This is a genomic window from Lacinutrix himadriensis, from assembly GCF_001418105.1.
Lineage (GTDB): Bacteria > Bacteroidota > Bacteroidia > Flavobacteriales > Flavobacteriaceae > Oceanihabitans > Oceanihabitans himadriense.
The window spans coordinates 1-3,902 of sequence record NZ_LIQI01000026.1 but is presented as its reverse complement, the minus strand read 5'-3'; the positions used below and the strand labels follow the sequence as shown (position 1 = coordinate 3,902).

General features: G+C 30.2%; 3 protein-coding genes. 2 read left to right on the top strand and 1 reads right to left on the bottom strand.

Annotated features, from left to right (window positions below; genetic code table 11):
- Positions 1 to 800 precede the first annotated feature (800 nt).
- The gene (locus AMD28_RS13175) at positions 801 to 1,331 is read left to right on the top strand and encodes a hypothetical protein (RefSeq protein ID WP_055444617.1); all 531 of its coding nucleotides are present in this window, start codon (positions 801 to 803) and stop codon (positions 1,329 to 1,331) included.
- The gene (locus AMD28_RS13170; RefSeq protein ID WP_055444616.1) at positions 1,309 to 3,012 is read left to right on the top strand and encodes an ImmA/IrrE family metallo-endopeptidase; all 1,704 of its coding nucleotides are present in this window, start codon (positions 1,309 to 1,311) and stop codon (positions 3,010 to 3,012) included. Before AMD28_RS13175 ends, AMD28_RS13170 begins: the two co-directional genes overlap by 23 nt.
- A 130-nt stretch (positions 3,013 to 3,142) precedes the next feature.
- On the opposite strand, the gene AMD28_RS13165 is transcribed toward AMD28_RS13170, so the two are convergent.
- The coding region (locus AMD28_RS13165; RefSeq protein ID WP_055444615.1) for an IS110 family RNA-guided transposase at positions 3,143 to 3,902 on the bottom strand (760 nt) is incomplete at its 5' end.

The window sequence follows — 3,902 nt, the reverse complement described above, 5'->3', positions numbered from 1 at the left end:
GAATTTCTTACTCTAACGGATTTTAGAGTTAGTTTGCGGAATTATTAAATCAAAGGTAAAGATTGATCACTCAAACTCGGAATAAACCACTCTTGCTTCAAAGATCTAAGCAAACGTGATTACTCAAATGTGTCGGTAAATTATGTAACAACGCATAAAAAAAATTGCTATATTGAGAACTAAATTTAAAAGTCGTTGCACTTTTGCTACATCTGAATTTCCTACGGAAATTCCTCGCACGCAAAAACGCAACTCTTTTTATACAAGACCGTTACATAAAATACCTCCGAAAATCGCAACTCCTATCAAAACCGAATTTCTAAAAAATAAATTCCTCGGAATTTCCATCACTCAAACTCTGAATAGTTGCTTACTCAAACTCTGAATTTATCATAAATTGGATTCTCACTCTTGCGGAATTTCTTACTCTAACGGATTTTAGAGTTAGTTTGCGGAATTATTAAATCAAAGGTAAAGATTGATCACTCAAACTCGGAATAAACCACTCTTGCTTCAAAGATCTAAGCAAACGTGATTACTCAAATGTGTCGGTAAATTATGTAACAACGCATAAAAAAAATTGCTATATTGAGAACTAAATTTAAAAGTCGTTGCACTTTTGCTACATCTGAATTTCCTACGGAAATTCCTCGCACGCAAAAACGCAACTCTTTTTATACAAGACCGTTAGGCACAATATGAGTCCGTGCATTGAACATTGTTATTTACAATCATTTTTGGTCATTACTTATAAAAGAATAAAAAACATATATTTATAACCAATTTAAAAACAACCAATTATGAAAAAATCAACCATTTTAGTTCTATTATCATTAGTTCTATTTACATCTTGTGCGAAACTGTTACTTTCAGTAGGTGGTCAATTATCTAATTTTGACCAACCAGACAAGTTTTATAGTGCCTTGGGTATAAATAAGACAAGCACTGAGGATTTAGGACTGCAAATTAAAGAATTTTACGATGGAATTTCTAAGGATGATAATTACACATCAATGATTGCTAAATATGATAATATTAAAATGTCTCAAAGTGAATTAGTAGAATCTATCGCAAAAAAAATAAAAAGTGGGAAAGAAATAAAGTACAATGATTATAGTAAAGATTTTAATCAAATAGATAATCAAATCAAAGAATTACAAAATCTATACACAGAAGTCGAAAGTGGATTTTCTCCGAATAATGATATATTAATTGCTTTAGCCAATGAAATTTTAAAGAGCCTAGCCAAAGAAGCTGCTATAGCATTGTATGTGAAAACTTTTAAATCAGAATACAACATCTTAGCTTATGAAAATTTGGTTTTCGAATAATTATCTATTCTTTTTTATATTTCTACTAATATCTACTCTATCTTTTTGCCAAGAACCAATTAATAATGAATGTGGTTTTATTGGATTTTTAGACGAATCAGAATATTTAGAAGTAGAAGATATTGATTCTCTTTTTGTATTAGTTTTTAACAAAGCTGCTGATATCGCTAATGTCCGAGATAAAAACATTTTATTTAAAAAGTTTAAAGGTAAATCTAAGAAAACTTTAGCGCGACCAATGGCTATTGCTAAAATTAGCCCAGAGATACCACAAAAAGGAATAAGGGAACAAATACGAGTAAGATATTCTGAAGAATATTTCAAAGAATATTTTAATAAATATTCTGCAAATAAATTTTTAATGTTCGATAGCGGAGAGGACTTCTTCTTCAATTGGAGTAAAAATGACGAAGATTTTTTTAATCTACTGTTTGTTATTTTTCACGAGTTAGGGCATTTTCTTGGTTCTGATAATTTGAAAATTAGAAATTGTAAAGAAAATTCTAATATATTAGTAGAGTCCGAACTTCAAGCGGATTTTTTTGCTGCTGAACAATTATACAAATTAGATATTACGCCAGCTTACAATGTATTTAAAGTATTTGATGATTTTAAATCGGAATCCAATCAATCTTGCTATCCAAATATCGAGGATAGAATAAAGATGACCATAAAAGGATTTGAGTATGCAAGAAAAAAGCAAATTACAACAATATCATATGGAGTTCGAGAGCTAATAAATTCTACTTATGTTCAAACAGTACACGATGAGAACATTGGATTTAGTGATGGAACCATTTTGATAAATTCAGCATATAATGAAACAGATTCAGGCACACACGTTATCTATGAAAACCAGAAAACAACCAAAAAATTATATGGAATAAAACACAATAAAATTGTTATATTAAAAGATAACTTAAATGGTATTCAACTTGATAATCTAAAAACTCAATTATTGCCTTTAAAATATGGAGATTATAAACCAGTTGGTTTAAGTTCTCGAAATGACAAAGTTGGCGTAAATCAGATTTATGGTATTAACAAAAAATCTATGATTGATACTGTTGAAATTGAATTTAAAAAAGTGAGATTTGATTCTGTTACAACTATTATGCTTAAAAATATTTCCAAATTAAATATTGACAGAAACATAATTGATGACATCAAAGAATTGACCAAAGATTTCTTAATAACAGAGCATTTTAGTTCAGACGGATTACATATTAATGATGCTGAACAAGACCTGTACGAAGACACCTTTTTGGATGAATTTGGCAATCACAGGGAAGGAGTTACGAAAAACACTGATGAACACCTTCGCACTTTTGGAAAAGGAAAATATGAAATTTTAAAAGAAGGTTCTGTTATAATAAAAAGAGAATATGAGAGGTACGAACTCGTTTTTGACAGTAAATATTTAGATAAAGAATATATTGAATATGGCTTCAGTTTACCTAGAGACCTTGATTGCTTTAAGTATTTTAAAAGTCTAAACGGGAATGATGCTCATTCAGTATTTGAAGGGGAAAATGGGAAATTATATTTAGAAAAAAGAAATCTTGACTTTCAACCAATAATTATAAATGATGATGGTTCTGTTACTGAAACAGGAAATGAAAATAGCGGAAATTATATAATTCCTTTTACAATTAACATTGAACCTTGCTTAAAATATTGAATAAAATACTGTGCCTAACAAAGAACTGAGGTAAAAAACAACTCTTTTCTTCGTTAATTTTAGACATTATTAGTTTTGGCTCAAAATAATTTTATTGTTTTGCGCCTTTTATATTTTATGTAATTCTTTACTATTTAGGCAATACTGAAACGTGATTTTCACAATATGGCAATCCTGATTTAGCAATAGCAAATGCTTGCTTTAATAACTTATTTGCAACTGCTATTAACGCAAGTTTTTTACTCTTTCCTTTGGCCACCAATCGTTCATAAATCTCTCTACAAGCCTTATTGTACTTACATGCCGAAAATGCACATAAAAATAGCAGATTTCTTAGTTTCTTATTCCCTACTTTACTTATTCTACTTCGTCCGCGAACACTGCTTCCTGATTTTCGTATAGTTGGTGTAATACCGACATAACTACACAGTTGTGATGCCGTTTCAAATTTTTTAAATCCATCAGTTACTACTATTAAAAACAAAGCTGTTTTCACACCCATTCCTTGGATGCTTTTTAATAATGTCAGTTGATGTTGCTGCTCTTGTTTAACTAAATCTAATAGACGCTCTTCTATCGCGGTAATCTCCTTTTGCAAATGCTTAACGTTTCGCTTTAAAGAACGATACACAAACTTGGAAGGTATTCCTAAGGTTTCTTCACCATGAAGTTTATTCTTCGATGCCGTTCGGTATTTTATGTAACTATCCAGCAATCTAAAGAGTTGCAAGCACTCACTCTGAACTTCATTTAAAGCTGTGTAAAGAGGAACATCATTCATTTGTCCATATTCACAAATGGCTTTAGAATCACTCTTATCGGTCTTTACTTTGGCTAATTTCATCTGGATAAATCGCTTTACAGATAAAGGGTTTACAACAGACACACAT